The 19970-nt window shown below is 69.2% G+C and carries 21 protein-coding genes; 7 read left to right on the top strand and 14 right to left on the bottom strand.

Annotated features, from left to right (window positions below; translation table 11 throughout):
* The first annotated feature begins 14 nt into the window (after nucleotides 1-14).
* The 3 genes from BM297_RS01650 to lipA are packed head-to-tail and all read left to right on the top strand — an operon-like array spanning nucleotide 15 to nucleotide 1935.
* Nucleotides 15-305 (top strand): DUF493 domain-containing protein, encoded by a 291-nt coding sequence (locus BM297_RS01650; RefSeq protein ID WP_092427909.1) that lies wholly within the window; start codon nucleotides 15-17, stop codon nucleotides 303-305.
* Complete coding sequence (lipB, locus tag BM297_RS01645) at nucleotides 305-961, top strand: lipoyl(octanoyl) transferase LipB (protein WP_092427649.1); 657 nt, start codon at nucleotides 305-307, stop codon at nucleotides 959-961. Before BM297_RS01650 ends, lipB begins: the two co-directional genes overlap by 1 nt.
* Nucleotides 958-1935, top strand: a complete 978-nt coding sequence (lipA, locus tag BM297_RS01640; RefSeq protein ID WP_092427647.1) for a lipoyl synthase — start codon at nucleotides 958-960, stop codon at nucleotides 1933-1935. Before lipB ends, lipA begins: the two co-directional genes overlap by 4 nt.
* 187 nt (nucleotides 1936-2122) lie before the next feature.
* Here lipA and lnt read toward each other — a convergent pair whose 3' ends face one another.
* The 5 genes from lnt to miaB all read right to left on the bottom strand — a co-directional run bounded on the left by lnt (nucleotide 2123) and on the right by miaB (nucleotide 7604).
* Nucleotides 2123-3658, bottom strand: a complete 1536-nt coding sequence (lnt, locus tag BM297_RS01635) for an apolipoprotein N-acyltransferase (RefSeq protein WP_092427645.1) — start codon at nucleotides 3656-3658, stop codon at nucleotides 2123-2125.
* Nucleotides 3659-3790: 132 nt separating this feature from the next.
* Nucleotides 3791-4630 (bottom strand): HlyC/CorC family transporter, encoded by an 840-nt coding sequence (locus BM297_RS01630; protein WP_092427643.1) that lies wholly within the window; start codon nucleotides 4628-4630, stop codon nucleotides 3791-3793.
* A gap of 6 nt (nucleotides 4631-4636) precedes the next feature.
* A complete protein-coding gene (gene ybeY, locus BM297_RS01625; RefSeq protein ID WP_092427641.1) occupies nucleotides 4637-5116 on the bottom strand; it encodes an rRNA maturation RNase YbeY in 480 nt (159 codons plus the stop codon).
* Nucleotides 5106-6128, bottom strand: coding sequence for a PhoH family protein (locus BM297_RS01620; protein ID WP_092427639.1), 1023 nt, complete (start codon nucleotides 6126-6128; stop codon nucleotides 5106-5108). The genes ybeY and BM297_RS01620 overlap by 11 nt, the downstream gene beginning before the upstream one ends.
* A gap of 135 nt (nucleotides 6129-6263) precedes the next feature.
* Nucleotides 6264-7604, bottom strand: a complete 1341-nt coding sequence (miaB, locus tag BM297_RS01615) for a tRNA (N6-isopentenyl adenosine(37)-C2)-methylthiotransferase MiaB (RefSeq protein WP_092427637.1) — start codon at nucleotides 7602-7604, stop codon at nucleotides 6264-6266.
* Nucleotides 7605-7733: 129 nt separating this feature from the next.
* On the opposite strand from miaB, the gene BM297_RS01610 reads away from it, so the two are divergent.
* Entirely contained in the window at nucleotides 7734-8060 is a 327-nt protein-coding gene (locus tag BM297_RS01610) for a DUF1820 family protein (protein WP_090305403.1), read from the top strand.
* Between the two features lie 138 nt (nucleotides 8061-8198).
* Here BM297_RS01610 and BM297_RS01605 read toward each other — a convergent pair whose 3' ends face one another.
* From BM297_RS01605 to BM297_RS01590, 4 genes are all read right to left on the bottom strand, one after another.
* A complete protein-coding gene (locus BM297_RS01605; protein WP_092427633.1) occupies nucleotides 8199-8747 on the bottom strand; it encodes a tetratricopeptide repeat protein in 549 nt (182 codons plus the stop codon).
* A 196-nt stretch (nucleotides 8748-8943) separates the two neighbouring features.
* Nucleotides 8944-10233: a glutamate-1-semialdehyde 2,1-aminomutase gene (gene hemL / locus BM297_RS01600; protein WP_092427631.1), complete on the bottom strand. Its 1290-nt coding sequence runs from the start codon at nucleotides 10231-10233 to the stop codon at nucleotides 8944-8946.
* A gap of 19 nt (nucleotides 10234-10252) precedes the next feature.
* The gene (thiE, locus tag BM297_RS01595; RefSeq protein ID WP_092427629.1) at nucleotides 10253-10885 is read right to left on the bottom strand and encodes a thiamine phosphate synthase; all 633 of its coding nucleotides are present in this window, start codon (nucleotides 10883-10885) and stop codon (nucleotides 10253-10255) included.
* 37 nt (nucleotides 10886-10922) lie between these two features.
* Nucleotides 10923-11720 carry a hydroxymethylpyrimidine/phosphomethylpyrimidine kinase gene (locus BM297_RS01590; RefSeq protein WP_092427627.1) on the bottom strand — a complete coding sequence of 266 codons (798 nt, stop codon included), beginning with the start codon at nucleotides 11718-11720 and terminating at the stop codon, nucleotides 10923-10925.
* A 124-nt stretch (nucleotides 11721-11844) separates the two neighbouring features.
* Here BM297_RS01590 and BM297_RS01585 point away from each other — a divergent pair, with 124 nt between their 5' ends.
* Both BM297_RS01585 and BM297_RS01580 read left to right on the top strand, forming a co-directional pair.
* Nucleotides 11845-13497 carry an acyl-CoA dehydrogenase family protein gene (locus BM297_RS01585; RefSeq protein ID WP_092427625.1) on the top strand — a complete coding sequence of 551 codons (1653 nt, stop codon included), beginning with the start codon at nucleotides 11845-11847 and terminating at the stop codon, nucleotides 13495-13497.
* A gap of 79 nt (nucleotides 13498-13576) precedes the next feature.
* Nucleotides 13577-14239, top strand: a complete 663-nt coding sequence (locus tag BM297_RS01580) for a pseudouridine synthase (RefSeq protein ID WP_092427623.1) — start codon at nucleotides 13577-13579, stop codon at nucleotides 14237-14239.
* A gap of 53 nt (nucleotides 14240-14292) precedes the next feature.
* On the opposite strand, the gene BM297_RS01575 is transcribed toward BM297_RS01580, so the two are convergent.
* From BM297_RS01575 to BM297_RS01555, 5 genes are all read right to left on the bottom strand, one after another.
* A complete protein-coding gene (locus BM297_RS01575; RefSeq protein ID WP_092427621.1) occupies nucleotides 14293-14685 on the bottom strand; it encodes a globin in 393 nt (130 codons plus the stop codon).
* 82 nt (nucleotides 14686-14767) lie between these two features.
* On the bottom strand, nucleotides 14768-14971 hold the full coding sequence (locus BM297_RS01570; RefSeq protein ID WP_090305430.1) for a DUF2788 domain-containing protein: 204 nt from the start codon (nucleotides 14969-14971) through the stop codon (nucleotides 14768-14770).
* A gap of 162 nt (nucleotides 14972-15133) precedes the next feature.
* Nucleotides 15134-15610, bottom strand: coding sequence for an Lrp/AsnC family transcriptional regulator (locus tag BM297_RS01565; protein ID WP_092427619.1), 477 nt, complete (start codon nucleotides 15608-15610; stop codon nucleotides 15134-15136).
* 325 nt (nucleotides 15611-15935) lie between these two features.
* Nucleotides 15936-16808: a cation diffusion facilitator family transporter gene (locus tag BM297_RS01560; protein WP_092427617.1), complete on the bottom strand. Its 873-nt coding sequence runs from the start codon at nucleotides 16806-16808 to the stop codon at nucleotides 15936-15938.
* A gap of 11 nt (nucleotides 16809-16819) precedes the next feature.
* A complete protein-coding gene (locus BM297_RS01555; protein WP_092427615.1) occupies nucleotides 16820-17236 on the bottom strand; it encodes a polyribonucleotide nucleotidyltransferase in 417 nt (138 codons plus the stop codon).
* A 161-nt stretch (nucleotides 17237-17397) separates the two neighbouring features.
* On the opposite strand from BM297_RS01555, the gene hrpB reads away from it, so the two are divergent.
* On the top strand, nucleotides 17398-19935 hold the full coding sequence (hrpB, locus tag BM297_RS01550) for an ATP-dependent helicase HrpB (protein WP_092427907.1): 2538 nt from the start codon (nucleotides 17398-17400) through the stop codon (nucleotides 19933-19935).
* The last annotated feature ends 35 nt before the right edge of the window (nucleotides 19936-19970 follow it).

The following is a 19970-nucleotide window of genomic DNA, read 5'->3' as shown; positions in this document are numbered from 1 at the left end:
AGCCCGAAGTGACCATGACCGATACCAACACCGATAGCGAAATCCAGGCGCCGAAAATCGAATTTCCTTGCGAGGGCTACCCGATCAAGGTGATCGGCGACGCCGGCGAGGGGTTTGCCGATCTGGTGCTCGACATCGTCCGCCGCCACGCGCCGGATCTGGATGTCACCACCCTGAGCATGCGCGACAGCAGCAATGGCCGCTTCGTCTCGGTGCAGGTGGCCATCCGCGCCACCGGCGTCGAGCAGTTGCAGGCGCTGCATGTCGAGCTGCGCGCCACCGGCCGCGTGCACGTGGTGCTCTGATGCCCGCCGTCCTCGGCGTGCGCGAGCTGGGCCTGGTGGACTACCCGCAGGCCTGGCAGGCCATGCAGCGCTTCACCAACCAGCGCGACGCCGATACCAGCGACGAGATCTGGCTGCTCGAGCACCCGCCGGTGTTCACCCAGGGCCAGGCCGGCAAGGCCGAGCACCTGCTGATGCCCGGCGACATTCCGGTGATCCAGGCGGATCGCGGCGGTCAGGTGACCTATCACGGCCCCGGCCAGCTGGTCGCCTACCTGCTGCTCGACGTGCGCCGCTCCGGCGTGGGCGTGCGCGAACTGGTCAGCCGCATGGAACGCAGCCTGGTCGCGCTGCTGGACAGCTACGGCGTCGACGCCTATGCCAAGCCGGATGCCCCCGGCGTCTACGTCGGCGCGGCGAAGATCGCCTCGCTCGGCCTGCGCATCCGCAACGGCCGCTCCTTCCATGGCCTGGCGCTGAACGTCGACATGGACCTGGAACCGTTCCGGCGCATCAACCCCTGCGGCTATGCCGGGATGGCGATGACCCAGCTCAAGGACGTGGCCCGGGAACCGATCGAATTTGCCGAAGTGCGTGCGCGTCTGCGTGCGCAGCTGGTGACCCAGCTCGGCTACGCTGAACCGAAGACCCAGACGGGCGGAATCGAAAGCATATGAGTTCTATGGACACGGCGGGCAAGGGCCCGAGCAAGGTGGAAGCCGGGGTCAAGCTGCGCGGTGCCGAGAAGGTCGCGCGCATTCCGGTGAAGATCATTCCCACCGAGGAACTGCCGCGCAAGCCGGACTGGATCCGCGTGCGCATCCCGGTCACCCCGGAGGTCGAGCGGATCAAGCAGCTGCTGCGCAAGCACAAGCTGCACAGCGTGTGCGAGGAAGCCTCCTGCCCGAACCTCGGCGAGTGCTTCTCCGGCGGCACCGCCACCTTCATGATCATGGGTGACATCTGCACCCGCCGCTGCCCGTTCTGCGACGTCGGCCACGGCCGGCCGAATGCGCTGGACCCCGACGAGCCGAAGAACCTGGCGGTGGCCATCGCCGACCTGCGCCTGAAGTACGTGGTGATCACCTCGGTGGACCGCGACGACCTGCGCGACGGCGGCGCCCAGCACTTCGCCGACTGCCTGCGCGAGATCCGCCAGCTGTCGCCGGGCGTGCAGCTGGAAACCCTGGTGCCGGACTACCGCGGGCGCATGGAAATCGCCCTCGACATCACCGCCAGCGAGCCGCCGGATGTGTTCAACCACAACCTGGAAACCGTGCCGCGCCTGTACAAGTCGTCGCGTCCGGGTTCGGACTTCGAGTGGTCGCTGGACCTGCTGGAAGAGTTCAAGAAGCGCGTGCCGGGCGTGCCGACCAAGTCGGGCCTGATGCTCGGCCTCGGCGAGACCGACGAGGAAGTCATCGAGACCATGCAGCGCATGCGCGAGCACGAGATCGACATGCTGACCCTCGGCCAGTACCTGCAGCCCTCGCGCAACCACCTGCCGGTGCAGCGCTTCGTGCACCCGGACACCTTCGCCTGGTTCGCCGAGCAGGGCGAGAAGATGGGCTTCAAGAACGTCGCCTCCGGTCCGCTGGTGCGCTCGTCCTACCATGCCGACCAGCAGGCCCACGGCCACACCAAGGGCTGATGAGCGAGCCTGCGCCCGTCTTGTAGGGTGGGTTAGCCGCGCAGCGGCGTAACCCACCATCGATGCCGTCAGGCATCGCCATGGCCTGCCTGGCGGCCGGTTGCTGGGTGGCCAAACCCATACGGCGAGGCAGAGAGCTCCAACAAGAAGGGCGACCCGCGGGTCGCCCTTCTTGTTTCTACACGGCTCAGCCGAGGGCGGCAAACAACCGACGCTTGCGCCGGGCGGCGACCAGGCTCCAGCCGAGCAGCAGGACGCAGACCCCGGCCAGTGGCCAGGTGCGCCACTGCAGGTAGGGCGTCAAACCGTGCATCGGCACCACCTCGCCGCGCAGCACGGCGCGCTCGAACTGCGGCACCTCGGCGGCGATGCGCCCGAACGGGTCGATCAGCGCGGTGACGCCGTTGTTGGTGGCGCGGATCATCCAGCGGCCGCTTTCCAGGGCGCGCATCTGCGCCATCTGCAGGTGCTGCAGCGGGCCGATCGAGGTGCCGAACCAGGCGTCGTTGCTCACCGTCAGCAGCAGCTCGCTCTGCGCGGCGAGGCCGGCGGCGAACTCCGGATAGACCACCTCGTAGCAGATGTAGGGCGCGATGCGGTAGCCGCGTGCCTGCAGCAGCGGCTGGTCGGCCGGGCCGCGGGCGAAGTCGGACATCGGCAGGTCGAAGAAGGCGATCAGCCCGCGCAGCAGGTCCTGCAGCGGCACGTACTCGCCGAACGGCACCAGCTTCTGCTTGAGGTAGGTGCCAGCGCCCTGGCCGACCACCTGCAGGGCGTTGTAGTAGCGCGGTTGCCCGGCGGCGTCGGCCTGGCGCACCGGCACGCCGGTGATCAGCGCCGCGTTGCGCTCGCTGGCGAAGCGGCCGATCACCGCCAGGTAGCCCTCGGCGTACTCCTTGAGCACCGGCACCGCGGTTTCCGGCCATACGTACAGATCGGCCGGCGCCTCGGCGAAGGTCAGGTCGCGGTACAGGGCGAGCTGGGCGTTGAGCTGCTCGGGATCCCACTTGAGGTTCTGTTCGACATTGCCCTGGAAGGCGGCAACCTTCAGCGGCGCGCCCGCCGGAGAGGTCCAGGGATGGTCCTTGAACCACAGGCCGCTGCCCCACAGGCCAGCCAGCAGCAGCGCGGCGGCCAGGACGCAGCGCCCGCGCGGCAGCAGCGCCGGCAGGTTGGCCAGCAGGGCGGCGCTCAGCGCCATGGCGAACGACAGCAGCCACACCCCGCCGAGCGGAGCCAGCCCGGCCAGCGGACCGTGCAGCTGGCTGTAGCCGATGTACAGCCACGGGAAGCCGGTGAAGATCCAGCCGCGCAGGGCTTCCTGGGCCAGCCACAGGGCGGCGAAGGCCAGCGCATTGCCCAGCGGGGCGCGTTCGCGGCGCAGCCATTTCACCCAGACCCAGGCGAACAGGGCGAAGAACAGTGCCAGCCCGGCGGCGAACAGCAGGGTCAGCAGCGTCGCCAGCGGGGCGGAGGCGGCGCCGTAGTCATGGATGCTGACGTAGACCCAGCTGGTGCCGGCGGCGAACAGGCCGAAGCCGTACAGCCAGCCGCGCCAGGCGGCGGCCTTGCCGTCCAGCTGGCCGAGGCCGAGGTGGAGCAGCGCCAGCGACAGCAGGCCCAGCGGCCACAGGTCGAAGGGCGCCAGGGCCAGCGGGGTGAGGGCGCCGGCCGCGAGGGCCAGCAGGTGGCCCGGCCAGCCGGGGCGGGAGATCCAGCGCATGGGGAATCCTTGCAGAATGCGGGGCAGGGCAGCTTAAAGGAGCGGGGCGCGGGCGGGTAGCCGTGGCTGGACGCTGAGCGCCCCCACGCGGGAGCGTGGGGGCGCTCAGCAGCTTACGCTGGGCGCGGTGCCTCAGCGCGCCCGCGGGGTCAGGCGCAGCAGGTGGATGCGCCGGCTGTCGGCATTCAGCACCCGGCAGCGGAAGTCGCCCAGTTCGATCACCTCGTTGCGCTTGGGCAGGTGGCCGAAGGCGCTCATCACCACGCCGCCGATGGTGTCGAATTCCTCCTCGGAGAACTCGGCCTCGAAGAACTCGTTGAATTCATCCACCGGGGTCAGCGCCTTGACGATGAAGTCGCCGCTGGGCAGCGCCTTGATGAAGCTGTCTTCCTCGACGTCATGCTCGTCCTCGATGTCGCCGACGATCTGCTCGAGCACGTCCTCGATGGTCACCAGGCCGGCGACGCCGCCGTACTCGTCGATGACGATGGCCATGTGGTTGTGGGTGCTGCGGAACTCGCGCAGCAGCACGTTGAGGCGCTTGGATTCGGGCACGTAGGTGGCCGGACGGAGCATCTTCTGCAGGTCGAAGGACAGCTCGTTGCCGTGCAGCAGCAGCGGCAGCAGGTCCTTGGCGAGCAGGATGCCGAGCACCTCGTCGAGGTTCTCGCCGATCACCGGGTAGCGCGAGTGGGCGGCCTCGATGACCGCGGGGAGGAACTCCTGCGGGCTCTGGCTGGCCTTGATGGTGATGATCTGCGAGCGCGGGATCATGATGTCGCGCACCTGCAGGTCGGAGACCTGGATGGCGCCTTCGACGATCGCCAGCGCCTCGGTGTCGAGCAGCTTGTTGTCATGGGCGTCACGCAGGACCTCGAGGAGCTCCTGGCGACTTTTCGGTTCATGGGCAAAAGCCTGGGTGATTCTTTCCAGCCAGGACTTCTGCCCCTGGCTCGATCGGTCGTCGCTCATGTGTCCTTACTCTTCGTCACACGCATAGGGGTCGGGATAGCCAAGTTCGGCCAGCAATTGTCGTTCCAGCGCTTCCATTTCCTCGGCTTCGTCGTCGTCGATGTGGTCGTAGCCGAGCAGGTGCAGGCAGCCGTGGAGGGTCAGGTGTGCCCAGTGGGCATCCAGACTCTTGCCCTGTTCGCCCGCCTCGCGGGCGACCACCTGGGCGCAGATCACCAGGTCGCCGAGCAGCGGGATGTCGAGCAGCGGAACGCCGCCCGGACCCTCGGGAATCTCGGCCGGGAACGACAGCACGTTGGTAGCGTAGTCCTTGCCGCGCCAGGTGAGGTTGAGCTCGCGGCCTTCGGCTTCGTCGACGATGCGGATGGTCAGCTCCGACGGCGCGCTGCGCTGGCGCAGGGCCAGCTCGCACCACTGGCGCAGCTGCGCCTCGCTGGGCAGGTTGGCGGCCTCGGTGGCCAGCTGCAGATCCAGTTCAACCTGCATCGCGGTCGTTCCTCTCGCGTTCGCCGGCGCTGGCGTCCAGGCCCTGCAGGCGCTGCTCGTGGCGGTCGTAGGCCTCGACGATGCGTTGCACCAGCGGGTGGCGCACCACGTCTTTGGCCTTGAAGTGGGTGAAGCTGATCCCCGGCACGTCGCGCAGCACCTCGACCACGTGGGCGAGGCCCGACTTGGTGCCGCGCGGCAGGTCGACCTGGGTGACGTCGCCGGTGATCACCGCGGTGGAACCGAAGCCGATGCGGGTGAGGAACATCTTCATCTGTTCCAGGGTGGTGTTCTGGCTCTCGTCGAGGATGATGAAGCTGTTGTTCAGGGTACGTCCGCGCATGTAGGCCAGCGGGGCGATCTCGATCACCTGCTTCTCGATCAGCTTGGCCACCTGCTCGAAGCCGAGCATCTCGTAGAGGGCGTCGTACAGCGGGCGCAGGTAGGGGTCGATCTTCTGCGCCAGGTCGCCGGGCAGGAAGCCGAGCTTCTCACCGGCTTCCACCGCCGGGCGCACCAGCAGGATGCGGCGCACCTGCTCGCGTTCCAGGGCGTCCACCGCGCAGGCCACCGCCAGGTAGGTCTTGCCGGTGCCGGCCGGGCCGATGCCGAAGTTGATGTCGTTGTCGAGGATTGCCTTGACGTAGCGCTGCTGGTTGGTGCCGCGCGGGGTGATGTGCACCTTGCGGGTCTTCAGCGTGACGCTCGACACCTGTCCGGGCATGGCGATGTCTTCGAGGCCGGATTCCTGCAGGAACAGGTGGACGATCTCCGGGCTCAGCTCGGTGCCGTTGTGGGTTTCGCGGTACAGGCGGCGCAGCAGGCGCTCGGCGGTCTGGGTGCGCTGGACATCGCCGACCAGTTCGAACTGGTTGCCGCGATTGCGGATCTCGATGGCCAGGCGTTGTTCGATCAGGCGCAGATGCTCGTCGAACTGTCCGCAGAGGTTGGCGAAGCGGCGTGCTTCGAAGGGTTCCAGGATGAAGCGATGGTGTTCCAGGGGAGCGTTCAAGGTCTTCTGTTGGCCGCCATTCGGCTGAGTGATGGATGAAGAATAACCGCAGGTGCCCGGGGGGGAAAGCGCTGCCATGGTCGGGAGGTCGTGCGGTGCCGGCCATGGGGGCCGGCACCGCGGGCTGGCGCGGTATCAGGCGCCGCTTTCGCCGAGCAGGCTGCCGCGCAGCGAGTGCGGCAGCGCCTCGTCAATGTGCACGTCGACGAACTGGCCGATCAGGCGCGGGTTGCTGGAGCGGAAGTTGACCACCCGGTTGTTCTCGGTGCGGCCCTGTAGCAGGCCGGGGTCCTTCTTCGAGTAGTCGCTGACCAGGATGCGCTGGGTCGAGCCGACCATGCGCCGGCTGATCTCGAAGCCCTGCTGGCTGAGGCGCGCCTGGAGGATCGCCAGGCGCTGCTTCTTCACCTCCTCCGGGGTGTCGTCGGCGAGATCCGCGGCCGGGGTGCCGGGGCGGGCGCTGTAGACGAACGAGTAGGAGAAGTCGAAGCCGACCTCCTCGATCAGCTTCATGGTCTGCTCGAAGTCCCGCTCGGTCTCGCCGGGGAAGCCGACGATGAAGTCCGAGCTGATGCTGATGTCCGGCACCGCGGCCTTGAGCTTGCGGATCCGCGACTTGTACTCGAGGGCGGTGTGGTTGCGCTTCATCGCCGCGAGGATGCGGTCGGAGCCCGACTGCACCGGCAGGTGGACGAACTTCACCAACTGGGGAATCTCGGCGTGGGCCTGGATGATGGCGTCGGAGAACTCCAGCGGATGGCTGGTGGTATAGCGGATGCGCTCGATGCCGTCGATCGCCGCCACCGCATGGAGCAGCTCGGCGAAGTCGGCGCTGCGCCCGTCGCCGGCATCGCCGCGGTAGCCGTTGACGTTCTGGCCGAGCAGGTTCACCTCGCGCACGCCGTTCTCGGCGAGGTGCACGACCTCGCTGAGCACGTCGGCCAGCGGCCGGCTGACTTCCTCGCCGCGGGTGTAGGGCACCACGCAGAAGGTGCAGTACTTGCTGCAGCCTTCCATCACCGAGACGAAGGCGCTGGGGCCGTCGACGCGCGGCTCGGGCAGGCGGTCGAACTTCTCGATCTCGGGGAAGGAGATGTCCACCTGGGGCTTCTTGGTGCTGCGCGCGGCGTCGATCATCTCCGGCAGGCGGTGCAGGGTCTGCGGGCCGAACACCACGTCGACGTAGGGCGCACGCTCGCGGATCGCCGAGCCTTCCTGGCTGGCCACGCAGCCGCCGACACCGATCACCAGCGCCGGGTTCTGCTGTTTCAGCTCGCGCCAGCGGCCGAGCTGGGAGAACACCCGCTCCTGGGCCTTTTCGCGGATCGAGCAGGTGTTGAGCAGGATGACGTCGGCCTCTTCCGGGCGCTCGGTCAGCTCCAGGGCTTGATGTTCGCCCAGCAGGTCGGCCATGCGCGAGCTGTCGTACTCGTTCATCTGGCAGCCGTGGGTTTCGATGAAAAGCTTCTTGGCCATGGGTGCTCGTCGGGAGGATCAATGGACCGCGCATTATAGGGAGCGCCGCCGGGCCTTCCTAGGCTTGGCGGCCAGAAGGACGTGCTAACATGCGCGCCTTTCCCGCAGTCCCCGTCGGTTCGTCAAACCATGAGCAAGCCCGCCCCCATCTTCAAGGTGATTTTCCTCAACCAGGGTCAGGTGTACGAGATGTACGCCAAGGCCATCTACCAGAGCGACCTGTGGGGCTTCCTGGAGATCGAGGAATTCGTCTTCGGCGAGCGCACCCAGGTGGTGGTCGATCCCAGCGAGGAGAAGCTCAAGGCGCAGTTCGACGGCGTGCTGCGCAGCTTCGTGCCGATGCACGCGATCATCCGCATCGACGAGGTCGAGCGCCTGGGCACGGCGAAGATCAGCGAGGCCAAGGGCGGCAGCAATGTCATGCCGTTCCCCATGCCGCCGATGCCGGAGCGCTGATAGGCATAGCGGATGATTCGCAGCTCTGGTGGGAGGCCCGACCTCGGGGCGATGCTCTAGCGGTTGGGCCGGCCTGATGGCTCGCAGTGCCGCGAGGGCGCGCCTCCTGCAAGTCGGATCCAGCGCGCGCGGCTGCCCTCAGGGCAGCGGTGCGAACGGCGAGCGCATGTCGCTGGCCTGCAGCTCCTGCAGGTAGTTGCGGAAGATCTCGCCGAGCACGCGGTTGGCCTGCTCCAGCTGCTCGCGGTTCATCTCTTCGGCGACCAGGTCGGCGCTGTCCATCGCCTCTTCGGCGCCGTTGACCGCCGCCATCTTCAGCACCACGTAAGCCTGCACCTTGTTGGCCGGCACGCCTTCGCCGCGCCAGAACAGCGTGCCGAGGCGCAGCTGCGCTTCGGCATGGCCTTGCAGCGAGGCCTGCTCGTACCAGTGCAGCGCTTGCGGCAGGTCCTGCGGGTGACGGCTGGCATCGTAGAAGTATTCGCCCAGCTCGTACTGCGCCTGGCTGTCGCCACTCTCCGCCAGGCTGCGGCAGTGGGCCAGCGCCTGCCCGAGATCCTCGGGGCGGGTATCGAGCACGCAGCGGCTGGTCGCCGGAATCAGCAGGGAGTTGCTCTCGGCATGGCCAAGCAGCGGGGCGGTCGACAACAGGCAACCCATCAGCAGGGTGCAGCCAGCACGGTTCATGGCGATCCGGACATCTCCTGGTTCGGCGGGCGGAGGCTCGGCCAGCGTGGCGTGCTGGCGTTCCCATTATGGAATAAGCGGCCGGGTCATGACAGGGGCAATAGCGGCTTTTCCTGCCGGCCATTGGCCAGTATCTGCCGGCCGGCGCAGTTTGCGGCACGGACGCCCCGCAAGGCGGGGCGTCCGTGCCGCAGGTTCAACCCTTGCTCAGTTCGGCAAAGGCCCGCTCGGCGGCGTCCAGGGTGATCTTCAGCTCGGCGTCGCCGTGGGCGATGGAGGTGAAGCCGGCCTCGAAGGCACTCGGCGCCAGGTACACGCCGCCGTCCAGCATCAGGTGGAAGAAGCGCTTGAAGCGCTCGGCGTCGCTGGCCATCACGTCATTGAAGGTGACGATGTCGTCGGCGCCGCTGAAGTACAGGCCGAACATGCCGCCGGCCTGGGTGGTGACGAACGGGATGCCGGCGGCGGCGGCGCGCTGCTGCAGGCCGTCGAGCATGCGTGCAGTGTAGTCGCTCAGTTCGACGTGGAAGCCCGGGCGGCTGATCAGCTTGAGGGTGGTCAGGCCGGCGGCCATCGCCAGCGGGTTGCCGGACAGGGTGCCGGCCTGGTAGACCGGGCCGAGCGGGGCGATGCATTCCATGATCGCGCGCTTGCCGCCGAAGCAGCCGACCGGCATGCCGCCGCCGACGATCTTGCCGAAGGTCGACAGGTCCGGGGTGATGCCGTAGTGGGCCTGGGCGCCGCCGAGGGCGACGCGGAAGCCGGTCATCACCTCGTCGAAGATCAGCACCACGCCGTGCGCATCGCACAGCGTGCGCAGGCCCTCGAGGAAGCCCGGCGCCGGCGGCACGCAGTTCATGTTGCCGGCCACCGGCTCGACGATGATGCACGCCACGCTCTGGCCGACTTCGGCCAAGGTCTGTTCCACCGCGTTGATGTCGTTGAACGGCAGGGTCAGGGTGTGCTTGGCGAAGTCCGCCGGCACCCCTGCGGAGCTGGGCACGCCCTGGGTCAGCGCTCCGGAGCCGGCCTTGACCAGCAGGCTGTCGGAGTGGCCGTGGTAGCAGCCCTCGAACTTGATGATGCTGTCGCGCCCGGTGTAGCCGCGGGCCAGGCGGATGGCGCTCATGGTCGCCTCGGTGCCGGAGCTGACCATGCGCACCATCTCCATCGACGGCACCAGGCTGCACACCAGCTCGGCCATCTCGGTTTCCATGGCGGTCGGTGCGCCATAGGACAGGCCGTGCTGCAGCTGCTCGCGCACCGCGTCGAGCACCGCCGGATGGCTGTGGCCGAGGATCATCGGCCCCCAGGAACCGACGTAGTCGACGTAGCGCTTATCGTCCTCGTCGGTGACGTAGGCGCCTTCGGCATGCTTGAAGAACAGCGGAGTGCCGCCGACGCTGCGGAAGGCGCGCACCGGCGAGTTGACGCCGCCGGGGATGTGCTTCTGGGCGTTGTGGAACAGGATCTCGGAGCGGGACATGGAAAAGTCTCTCGAAAGGTCAGATGTCGGCGAACAGTTGGCTGAAGGCGCGCGCGCGGCGCTCGACTTCGGCGGCATTCTCGGCGGCGAACAGGGCATGGATCACCGCGACCATGCTGGCGCCGCGGTTGATCAGTGCTGGCGCGTTGTCCAGGGTCACGCCGCCGATGGCGACGATCGGCAGGCGGAAGCGGGCGCGGGCCTGCTCGAGCAGTTCGGGGGTGGCGGCCGGCGCGCCGGGCTTGGTCTGCGAGTCGAAGAAGCGGCCGAAGGCGATGTAGCTGGCGCCTTCCTGGCGGGCCTGCTCGGCCAGCTCCAGGCGCGCGTGGCAGGTGGCGCCGATGATCGCGTCGCGGCCGAGCAGGGCGCGCGCGACGGCCAGCGAGCCGTCCTCCTGGCCCAGGTGCAGGCCGACGCCCAGGCGCGCGGCCAGCTCGGCGTCGTCGTTGATGATCAGCTGCGCGCCGTGGCGCAGGCACAGCTCGCGCAGCGCCTCGGCCTGGCGCAGGCGACGTGCGGCGTCCTCGGACTTGTCGCGGTATTGCAGCAGCTTCGCCCCGCCCTTGAGCGCGGCTTCGACGTAGGGCAGCAGGCGGCCATCGGCCAGCAGCTGGCTGTCGGTGATGGCGTAGAGTCCGCGCAGGGTTTTCATCGGCGCTGTTCCAGGCAAGGAGTCACGGCAGTAAGGGTCAGGAGCAGAAATCCAGCGGCAGGCGGCGCGGCACGTACTGGCCGTGACCGGGCTGCTCGGCATCGCGCAGGGTGCGCCAGGTGTAGGCAAGCGCGGTGCGCACCGCGCTGACCAGCTCCTCGCCCAGCGCCAGGCGCCCGGCCAGGGTGCTGGCCAGGGTGCAGCCGGAACCGTGGTAGCTGCCGGGCAGGCGCATGCAGGTGAAGGTGTGCTGGCTGCCGTCGCGCGAGTACAGGCGGTTGTGCACCTCGTGCTCGTCGCCATGGCCGCCGGTGATCAGCAGGTGCTCGCAGTGCGCCAGCAGTCTGGCGGCGCACTGGTCGGCGCTGCCCTCGGGCAGTTCGGCGAGGATGCGCGCTTCCGGCAGGTTCGGCGTGGCGATGCGGCACAGCGGCAGCAGGCGTTCGCGCATGGCGTAGCCGACCTCGTCCTTGCCGAGGGCGCCGCCACCGCCGGCGCGCAGCACCGGATCGCAGACCAGCGGCACGCCGGGCAGCGACTGCATGATCTCGACCACGGTGTCGACCATTTCCAGCGAGCCGAGCATGCCCAGCTTGACCGCGGCGACAGGCAGGTCGCTGATCACCGCATGGGCCTGGGCGAGCACCCAGGCGCGGTCGAGGACGCGAAAGTCGCTGACATTGACGGTGTCCTGAACGGTCAGTGCGGTGACCGCAGGCGCAGCGTGGCAGCCCTGGGCGAGCAGGGCTTCGATGTCCGCCTGCAGGCCGGCGCCGCCACTGGGGTCGTGGCCGGAAAGACAGAGGACAACGGGGCGCGAAGGGTATCTGTTCATGGCTGTCGAGCTTACATCAAAGTCGCGCGGCTGGCTGCCCGAACCGGCCGGCCAGAGGGGGCTGGCGGGCGAAAACGGATGGTTCTGCTTCACTGCAACAGATGCAGCATGGCGGAGGTGGACGATGAGTCTGGAGCAATACGCGGAAACCCACACAGTCACCAACCAGCCGACCCCGCTGGACGGCAGCAACCTGTACCGCGGCGACCGACCGCTGCAGGAGTGGCTGCAGCGCTTCGGTGCCGGCTGGGGCGAGGCGCGCCTGGCGGAGTACGGCGAGCTGGCCGGCGGCCCGCTGCTGGCCGCCGGCTTCGCCGCCAATCGCCAGCCGCCCGAGCTGCACAGCCACGACCGCTTCGGCTACCGCATCGATCAGGTGGAGTTCCATCCGGCCTGGCACCGCCTGCTGCAGGCGGGGATCAGCCACGGCCTGCACGCGCTGCCCTGGCGCGAGCCGCGCCCCGGCGCCCAGGCGCTGCGCGCCGGGCTGTTCTACCTGCACAACCAGGCCGAGGCCGGCAGCGCCTGCCCGCTGACCATGACCTGCGCCGGCGTCGCCGTGCTGCGCCGCCAGCCCGAGCTGGCCGAGGCCTGGCTGCCGGGGATCCTCAGCCTCGACTACGACCCGCGTCCGCTGCCGGCCGGGGAAAAGCGCGGCCTGACCCTGGGCATGGCGCTGACCGAGAAGCAAGGCGGCACCGACCTGCGCGCCAACAGCACCCGCGCCTTCGCCCTCGGCGCGCCCGGTCCCGGGCAGGCCTACGAGCTGCTCGGCCACAAGTGGTTCTGCTCGGCGCCGATGTCCGACGCCTTCCTCACCCTGGCGTACAGCGAGCAGGGCCTGAGCTGCTTCCTGCTGCCGCGCCTGCGCCCGGACGGCAGCCACAACCGCATCTATATCCAGCGTCTCAAGGACAAGCAGGGCAACCGCAGCAACGCCTCGGCGGAGCTCGAGTACCGCGGCGCCCTGGCCTGGATGGTCGGCGAGGAGGGCCGTGGCATCGCCACCATCCTCGAGATGGTCGCGCTGACCCGCTTCGACTGCATGACCGGCTCGGCGGCGCTGATGCGCCAGGCGCTGAGCCAGGCCCTGCACCACTGCGCGCAGCGCCAGGTCGGCGGTCGCGTGCTCGAGGCGCAGCCGCTGATGCAGAACGTGCTGGCCGACCTGGCCCTGGACAGCGAGGCCGCGCTGGCCCTCAGCCTGCGCCTCGGCCACGCCCTGGAGCGCCCGGAGGACGAGCAGGAGCGCCACTTCGCCCGCCTGCTCACCGCGGTCGGCAAGTACTGGGTGTGCAAGCGTGCGCCGGCGTTCATCGGCGAGGCGCAGGAGTGCCTAGGCGGCGCCGGCTACGTCGAGGAAAGCATCCTGCCGCGGCTGTACCGCGAGGCGCCGGTCAACTCGATCTGGGAGGGCTCGGGCAACGTGCAGTGCCTCGACGTGCTGCGCACCCTGGAGAAGGTGCCGGCGGTGGCCGAGGCGCTGTTCGCCGAGCTGGGCGACGGCCACGGCGATGCGCGGCTGAAGGCGCAGGTGCTGCGCCTCAAGCTGGCCCTGCAGGATCGCGAGGGGCTGGAGTACCGCGCGCGCCAGCTGTGCGGCGAGATCGCCGTGGCACTGCAGGCCAGCCTGTTGCTGCAGGGCGCGCCGCAGGTGGTCAGCGACGCCTTCATCGCCGCGCGGGTGGATGCCTCGGCGCCGGTCTACGGCTGTCTGCCGCGGGGCGTGGAAGTGGCGGCGCTGCTGGCACGCAGTCGCCTGCAGGCGTTCGACTGAGCAGCGTGTGGCGGCTAGAATGCCGCCCCCCGTCCGTTGCGCAGCGCCGCGGCGCACCCTTGTTGCAGGAGCAGTGCCGATGTCGCGTCCCCCCCGTAGCCCGTCCGCCGTTCGCGCCCCGCGGGGTGCCGCTGGTGGTCGTTCTGGCGTGGCGAAGGCGCCGGCAGCGCGGCGCGTGGCCAAGGCGCCACCCGCCGAGCCGCGGCTGCTGCTGCTCAACAAGCCGTTCGACGTGCTCACCCAGTTCGCCGATGCCGATGGCCGCGCCACCCTCAAGGATTACGTCAAGGTGGCGGGCGTCTATCCGGCCGGACGTCTGGATCGCGACAGCGAAGGTCTGCTGCTGCTGACCAACGACGGCCGCCTGCAGGCGCGCATTGCCGATCCGCAGTTCAAGCTGGCGAAGACCTACTGGGTGCAGGTGGAGGGCGAGGTGAGCGACGCGCAGCTGCAGCGGCTGCGCGCCGGGGTGCTACTCAATGACGGGCCGACCCTGCCGGCCGAGGCGCGGCAGATCGACGAGCCCGCGTTGTGGGAGCGCCAGCCGCCGGTGCGCTTTCGCAAGAGCGTGCCGACCAGCTGGCTGGAACTGACCATCCGCGAGGGGCGCAACCGCCAGGTGCGGCGGATGACCGCGGCGGTGGGGCTGCCGACCCTGCGTCTGGTGCGGGTGCGCATCGGTCCCTGGAGCCTGGACGGGCTGGCGCCGGGAGAGTGGCGGGAGGTGCCGGCGCAGCTGTGAGCGGCTGCGCGGGAGAGCGACCGGCGAGCTGAAAGCATTCGCCGGCGGGCGGATCAGTAGAACGACTTGATCACGTTGATGCCCTTGTTGAGCACTTCGCGCCAGGCGCTCAGGTCTTCGCTGGTGGCTGCCGAGTCGTGCTCCCGGACCGCCAGCATCAGCGAGTCCAGCCACAGGTCGTAGAGTTCCGGGCGGATGTCGAAGCCTTCGCGCGAGTGGCTCTGGCCGAGGGCGCGCAGCTTGGTGTCGGACATGCCGCGAGCGTAGAGCACCAGGTTGAGGATGCCGGCACGCAGCAGGTGCTTCTGGGAGCTCATGTCGGTCTTGGTGAACTTGTCACGGATCGCCGGCGAGCTGGCGAGGAAGTGCTGGTAGAAAGTGTCGAAAAAGCTCGGGCTGGCGCAGCAGCGGCCATAGCTTTGCATCACTCGGTTGGCAGGGGTCATGATTTTCCTTGGGGGCAAATAAGCTCCGCAACCCCGCATCATCCTGGCTGGGGGCTGTGGTATGGCTTGCGAATGCTTGGGGTTACACGCCTTCGAGGCTGCCAATCACCACGGTCTTGATGACGAAGCCTAGTACGCCCAAACCGAGGGCCAAGAAGAGAATCATTGTGCCGAATTTGCCGGCATTGGATTTTTTCGCCAGGTCCCAGACGATGAAAGCCATGAAGCCGACCAGGACGGCAATCAGTCCGGTCATCATCCAGTGCTCGAATACTTCAGGGTCCATCGATCCCTCCTGCAGGATAAGGGGTAACGATCAGGGGGCGGGCGATGTTGTTATGTGTTCGGCCACGCAGGCATGCATAAAAACGCGGGCGAATTATAGACCCTGATCAGTTTCAGGCAAATGCAAAAAACCGAGAGCGTCACATTTTTGTCACTCCGGTTCTCAGCGCAGATGCTCCAGCGGCAGTTCGGTGCCGGCCAGCACCTGATTGAGCACGAAGCTCGAACGCACGCTGGACACGCCCTCGATGCGGGTCAGGGTGCCGAGCAGGAACTGCTGGTAATGGTCCATGTCCGGCACCACCACCTTGAGCTGGTAGTCGGCCTCCATGCCGGTGACCAGGCTGCATTCGAGCACCTGCGGGCAGCGCCGGATGGCCGACTCGAAGTGCTCGAAGCGCTCCGGGGTGTGGCGGTCCATGCCGACCAGCACGTACACGGTGAGGGTCAGGCCGAGCTTCTTGCGGTCGAGCAGGGCGACCTGGCGGAGGATGTAGCCGTCGTCCTCCAGCTGCTTGACCCGCCGCGAGCACGGCGAGGGTGACAGGCCGATGCGTTCGGCCAGTTCCTGGTTGGAGATGCGTGCATCGCGCTGCAGTTCGGCAAGGATGCGCAGATCGTAGCGGTCGAGTTTGCTCATGACAGCGGGTTATTTCCGTTTGATTGCGCCAAAGCATGCTTTATTGGTGAATGATTGCGCAAGCGTGGGTTATTTGTGCAATTTTCGCAAACATCTGCCGCGCCGCTGCGCGTACAGTTTGAATCAGTTTCACGGCCCGGACGCTCACCCCGCGCAGAGCCCGATCAGGCACCGCGCCGCCGGCAACCCACCAGGTTGCGGCCCCAGGCCCGCACCACCCACAAGGTGCTGCGAAGAGCAGGCTGTCACCGCAGCCGCGATCCGGAAGAAACCATCTGAAGGGGCCGTCAGGCCCCTTTTTCTTGCCCGGCATTTCAGGACGCGTTCAGTGCTGCGGGTCGGCGTGCACCAGTACCTCGGCACGCGGAAACTCGGCGCGGATGGCGAACTCGGCAGCCTCGCACAGATCGTGGGCTTCGCTGAGGGTCAGGCTGGCCGGCAGGTCCAGATGCAGCTGGACGAACCAGCGGGTGCCGGACATGCGCGTGCGCAGGTCGTGGGCGTTGAGCACGCCGGGGATGCCGAGAGCCAGCTGCATCATGCGCTCGCTGATCTCCAGCGGCAGCTCCTTGTCCATCAGCACCGCCGCCGACTCGCGGACGATGGTCAGTGCGCTCCACAGGATGTAGGCGGCGATGGCGATGCCGAACAGTGCATCGGCGCGCGTCCAGCCGTAGGCGGCGAGCAGCAGCGCCACCAGGATGCTGGCGTTGAGCAGCAGGTCGGAGGCGTAGTGCAGCGAGTCGGCGCGGATCGCGGTGGAGCCGGTGACCTTGACCACATGGCGCTGGAACACCAGCAGCACGCCGGTCATCGCCAGCGACAGCAGCATCACCGCCACGCCGATGCCGGTGGCGGTGATCTCCTGCGGCTCCTGCAGGCGCTCGAAGCCGCGGATGCCGACCAGCACCGCACTGATGGCGATGAACACCGCCTGGCCGAGACCGGCCAGCGCCTCGGCCTTGCCGTGGCCGTAGCGGTGGTCCTCGTCGGCCGGGCGCAGCGCGTAGTGCACCGCGATCAGGTTGAGCAGCGAGGCGGCGCCATCGAGCAGCGAGTCGGTCAGGCCGGCGAGCAGGCTGACCGAGCCGCTCAGCCACCAGGCGAAGGCCTTGGCGGCGACCAGGGTCAGCGCGGTGGCCAGGGCGGCGCCCGAGGCCAGGCGCATCAGACGGCCGTGTTCGCGGCTCAGACTCATCGCAGTTCTCCTCAGGCGGTCGGGCGCAGGCCGTAGGCGGCCAGCTGGCTGGCGTTGCCGTCGCGGTGGATCAGGCGCGGGTCGTCCAGCGGCAGGTCGCGGGCCAGCTCCTCTTGCAGTATGGCGCGCAGGCGGGCGTGGTCGACGCGGCCGTCGCTGCCGAGAGCATCCTGCAGGCGTTCGGGGGCTACCGAGTAGCGGCCCTCCGGCAGGTAGATGGCGCCGGTGCCGAAGTCGATGGCGAAGGCGATCAGCCCGGGGATCACGAAAAATAGGATGCCGATGGCGTCCAGCGCCGCCACCGCCGGGTCGATCTGGCCCTTGAGCTGGCCGCGGCGCTCGGGATAGAACAGGGTTCCGCAGCCGCTCAGCTGAACGAGCAGGGCGGCGGCGAGCAGGCCGCTGACGATCCGTTGGGGGGTACGCATGCATCTTCTCCTTGAAAAGGTCGGCGGGGCTGGCAGGGTGCAGGACCCGTGCCAGAAGCGAGGCGACAGTTTACGCGCTCGGCCATGACACCCGAAAGGCGCGCGCGCTTCGCCGCTATAATCGCCGCCCTTGCCGTCTGCCGTTGCGAGCCCCCATGAGCCTGTCCGCCCTGCCCATCGATGCCGTCCTGCCTGCGCTGCGCGCGGCGCTCGCCCGCCGCCACGAAGTGGTGCTGGAAGCGCCGCCCGGCGCCGGCAAGACCACCCGCGTGCCGCTGGCCCTGCTCGGCGAAGCCTGGCTGGACGGGCAGACCATCGTCATGCTCGAGCCGCGCCGCCTGGCCGCCCGCGCCGCTGCCGAGCGCCTGGCCAGCGAGCTGGGCGAGCCGGTCGGCGAGACGGTCGGCTACCGCATCCGCCTGGACAGCAAGGTCGGCCCGCGCACGCGCATCGAGGTGGTCACCGAAGGCATCCTCGCCCGTCGCCTGCAGGACGACCCGGGGCTGGAGGGCGTCGGTCTGGTGATTTTCGACGAATACCACGAACGCAGTCTGGACGCCGACCTGGCGCTGGCGCTGGCGCTCAACGGCCGCGAACTGCTGCGCGACGGCCCGCCGCTCAAGGTGCTGCCGATGTCGGCGACCCTCGAGGGAGAGCGCCTGGCCGCGTTGCTGGGCGACGCGCCGGTGGTGCGCAGCGAGGGGCGCATGTTCCCGGTGGACATCCAGTGGGGCCGCGCCAGCCAGCCCGGCGAGGCGCTGGAGCCGCGGGTGACCCAGACCGTGCTGCAGGCGCTGGCCGAGCAGGCCGGCAGCCTGCTGGTGTTCCTGCCCGGCCAGGCCGAGATCCGCCGGGTGCAGGCGGCGCTGGAGGAGGCGCTGGGCGGCCGCGCCGACATTCTGCTCTGTCCGCTGCACGGCGAGCTGGATCTCACCGCCCAGCGCGCGGCCATCGAACCGGCGCCGGCGGGGCAGCGCAAGGTGGTGCTGGCCACCAACATCGCCGAGACCAGCCTGACCATCGACGGCGTGCGGGTGGTGGTCGACGCCGGCCTCGAGCGGGTGCCGCGCTTCGACCCGGCCAGCGGCATGACCCGCCTGGACACCCAGCGCATCTCGCGGGCCTCGGCCACCCAGCGCGCCGGCCGCGCCGGGCGCCTCGAGCCGGGCGTGTGCTACCGGCTGTGGTCGCAGAGCCAGCACGAGCAACTGGCCGCCCACGCCAGCGCGGAGATCCTCCAGGCCGACCTGACCGGCCTCGCCCTGCAGCTGGCGCGCTGGGGTGTCGACGACGTCAGCGAGCTGGTCTGGCTCGATCCGCCGCCGGCCGCCGCGCTGGCCCAGGCCCGCGAGCTGCTGCAGCGCCTCGGCGCGCTGGCGCCGCGCGGCAACGGCTGGGTGCTGACCGCCCACGGCCAGGCGATGGCCACGCTGCCGACCCATCCGCGCCTCGCCCACCTGCTGCTGCGCGGCCTGGCGCTGGGCCTCGGCGCGCTGGCCGCCGATCTGGCCGCGCTGCTCTCCGAGCGCGACATCCTGCGCGGCGCCGGCGCCGACCTGCACTCGCGCCTGGCCCTGCTCAGTGGCGAAAGCCGCGCCGCGCGCGGCGCCCACGGGGGCGTGCAGCGCGCCCGCCAGCTGGCCCGGCAGTTCCGCAGCCTGCTGCCGAAGCGGGTCGAGCAGGCGGTCAGCGATCCCGAGCAGCCGCGCTGGCTCGGTTGCCTGCTGGCCTTCGCCTATCCCGACCGCATCGCCCGCCAGCGGCGCGCCGGCGGTGCCGACTACCGGCTGGCCAACGGCCGCGCCGCGCAGTTCGGCGAACCCGACGCCTTGATGAAGCACGAGTGGCTGGTGATCGCCGATCTGGGCAGTCGCCAGGGCCAGCGCGAGGAGCGCATTTACCTGGCCGCCGACCTCGACCCCATGCTGTTCGACGGCCCGCTGGCCGAGCAGGTCAGCGTCGCCGAGCTGCTCGACTGGGACGAGCGCGAGGGCGTGCTGCGCGCCGAGCGCCAGCGCAAGGTCGGCGAGCTGGTGCTGTCCAGCGAGGCGCTGAGCGGGCTGGACGAGGCGGCGCGCGGCCGCGCGCTGCTCGCCCTGGTGCGGCGCAAGGGCCTCGAGCTGCTGCCGTGGACCCCCGAGCTGCGCCAGTGGCAGGCGCGCATCCTGCTGCTGCGCCGCCTCGACCTGGCGGGCAAGGGCGCCAGCGAGTGGCCTGACGTCTCCGACGCGGCGCTGCTGGCGACGCTGAAGGACTGGCTGCTGCCCTATCTGGACAAGGTCAGCCGCCTCAGCCACTTCGCCGCCCTGGATCTGGGCTCGATCCTCCACGGCCTGCTGCCCTGGCCGCTGCCGCAGCGCCTCGACGAGCTGGCGCCGAAAACCCTCGAGGTGCCGTCCGGATCAAAGATCCGCCTCGACTACGGCGAGGAGCCGCCGGTGCTGGCGGTGCGCCTGCAGGAGCTGTTCGGCCTGGCCGCCACGCCGCGCATCGCTGGCGGGCGCCTCGGCGTCAAGCTGCACCTGCTGTCGCCGGCGCAGCGCCCGGTGCAGGTCACCCAGGACCTGGCCAGCTTCTGGGCCAACACCTACGCGGAAGTGAAGAAGGACCTCAAGGGCCGCTATCCCAAGCACTACTGGCCGGATGACCCGCTGGTCGCCGAGCCCACCGCACGGGCCAAGCCACGCCGGCCGAGTTGAGACAGGATGGGTAGGGACGGCGCTTGATCGTGCCC

It is taken from the genome of Geopseudomonas sagittaria (assembly GCF_900115715.1).
GTDB classification, from domain to species: domain Bacteria; phylum Pseudomonadota; class Gammaproteobacteria; order Pseudomonadales; family Pseudomonadaceae; genus Geopseudomonas; species Geopseudomonas sagittaria.
This window is presented reverse-complemented; position numbering and strand designations above follow the sequence as displayed.

What these genes read in the sequence shown, in the direction of transcription:
- BM297_RS01650 (WP_092427909.1), top strand. Translation starts at nt 15, where the DNA reads ATGACCGATACCAACACCGATAGCGAAATCCAGGCGCCGAAAATCGAA.
- lipB (WP_092427649.1), top strand. Translation starts at nt 305, where the DNA reads ATGCCCGCCGTCCTCGGCGTGCGCGAGCTGGGCCTGGTGGACTACCCG.
- lipA (WP_092427647.1), top strand. Translation starts at nt 958, where the DNA reads ATGAGTTCTATGGACACGGCGGGCAAGGGCCCGAGCAAGGTGGAAGCC.
- lnt (WP_092427645.1), bottom strand. Translation starts at nt 3,658, where the DNA reads ATGCGCTGGATCTCCCGCCCCGGCTGGCCGGGCCACCTGCTGGCCCTC.
- BM297_RS01630 (WP_092427643.1), bottom strand. Translation starts at nt 4,630, where the DNA reads ATGAGCGACGACCGATCGAGCCAGGGGCAGAAGTCCTGGCTGGAAAGA.
- ybeY (WP_092427641.1), bottom strand. Translation starts at nt 5,116, where the DNA reads ATGCAGGTTGAACTGGATCTGCAGCTGGCCACCGAGGCCGCCAACCTG.
- miaB (WP_092427637.1), bottom strand. Translation starts at nt 7,604, where the DNA reads ATGGCCAAGAAGCTTTTCATCGAAACCCACGGCTGCCAGATGAACGAG.
- BM297_RS01610 (WP_090305403.1), top strand. Translation starts at nt 7,734, where the DNA reads ATGAGCAAGCCCGCCCCCATCTTCAAGGTGATTTTCCTCAACCAGGGT.
- BM297_RS01605 (WP_092427633.1), bottom strand. Translation starts at nt 8,747, where the DNA reads ATGAACCGTGCTGGCTGCACCCTGCTGATGGGTTGCCTGTTGTCGACC.
- hemL (WP_092427631.1), bottom strand. Translation starts at nt 10,233, where the DNA reads ATGTCCCGCTCCGAGATCCTGTTCCACAACGCCCAGAAGCACATCCCC.
- thiE (WP_092427629.1), bottom strand. Translation starts at nt 10,885, where the DNA reads ATGAAAACCCTGCGCGGACTCTACGCCATCACCGACAGCCAGCTGCTG.
- BM297_RS01590 (WP_092427627.1), bottom strand. Translation starts at nt 11,720, where the DNA reads ATGAACAGATACCCTTCGCGCCCCGTTGTCCTCTGTCTTTCCGGCCAC.
- BM297_RS01585 (WP_092427625.1), top strand. Translation starts at nt 11,845, where the DNA reads ATGAGTCTGGAGCAATACGCGGAAACCCACACAGTCACCAACCAGCCG.
- BM297_RS01580 (WP_092427623.1), top strand. Translation starts at nt 13,577, where the DNA reads ATGTCGCGTCCCCCCCGTAGCCCGTCCGCCGTTCGCGCCCCGCGGGGT.
- BM297_RS01575 (WP_092427621.1), bottom strand. Translation starts at nt 14,685, where the DNA reads ATGACCCCTGCCAACCGAGTGATGCAAAGCTATGGCCGCTGCTGCGCC.
- BM297_RS01570 (WP_090305430.1), bottom strand. Translation starts at nt 14,971, where the DNA reads ATGGACCCTGAAGTATTCGAGCACTGGATGATGACCGGACTGATTGCC.
- BM297_RS01565 (WP_092427619.1), bottom strand. Translation starts at nt 15,610, where the DNA reads ATGAGCAAACTCGACCGCTACGATCTGCGCATCCTTGCCGAACTGCAG.
- BM297_RS01560 (WP_092427617.1), bottom strand. Translation starts at nt 16,808, where the DNA reads ATGAGTCTGAGCCGCGAACACGGCCGTCTGATGCGCCTGGCCTCGGGC.
- BM297_RS01555 (WP_092427615.1), bottom strand. Translation starts at nt 17,236, where the DNA reads ATGCGTACCCCCCAACGGATCGTCAGCGGCCTGCTCGCCGCCGCCCTG.